Source organism: Bradyrhizobium sp. S69 (assembly GCF_009766005.1).
GTDB lineage: Bacteria > Pseudomonadota > Alphaproteobacteria > Rhizobiales > Xanthobacteraceae > Bradyrhizobium.
Genome location: NZ_LMUK01000034.1, coordinates 1 through 600, shown reverse-complemented (window position 1 = coordinate 600; position 600 = coordinate 1). Strand labels below are relative to the sequence as shown.

The window sequence follows — 600 nt, the reverse complement described above, 5'->3', positions numbered from 1 at the left end:
CGGAAGTGAGCACCCAGCTGTCTGAAGTGGTGGGCGTGATTGAACGTCATCTGGAACCGACCCTGCTGGCCGTGCATCTGTATGGCAGCGCGGTGGATGGCGGCCTGAAACCGCATAGCGATATTGATCTGCTGGTGACCGTGACCGTGCGTCTGGATGAAACCACCCGTCGTGCGCTGATTAACGATCTGCTGGAAACCAGCGCGAGCCCGGGTGAAAGCGAAATTCTGCGTGCGGTGGAAGTGACCATCGTGGTGCATGATGACATTATTCCGTGGCGTTATCCGGCGAAACGTGAGCTGCAGTTTGGCGAATGGCAGCGTAACGATATTCTGGCCGGCATTTTTGAACCGGCGACCATTGATATCGATCTGGCCATTCTGCTGACCAAAGCGCGTGAACATAGCGTGGCGCTGGTTGGTCCGGCAGCGGAAGAACTGTTTGATCCGGTGCCGGAACAGGACCTGTTTGAAGCGCTGAACGAAACCCTGACCCTGTGGAACAGCCCGCCGGATTGGGCGGGTGATGAACGCAACGTGGTGCTGACCCTGAGCCGTATTTGGTATAGCGCGGTGACCGGCAAAATTGCGCCGAAAGATG

1 protein-coding gene is annotated in these 600 nt (G+C 57.3%); it reads left to right on the top strand.

What is annotated here, in order from left to right:
• A partial coding sequence (locus GSQ88_RS14175) for an AadA family aminoglycoside 3''-O-nucleotidyltransferase (protein ID WP_159008380.1) occupies positions 1-600 on the top strand: 600 nt, incomplete at both ends.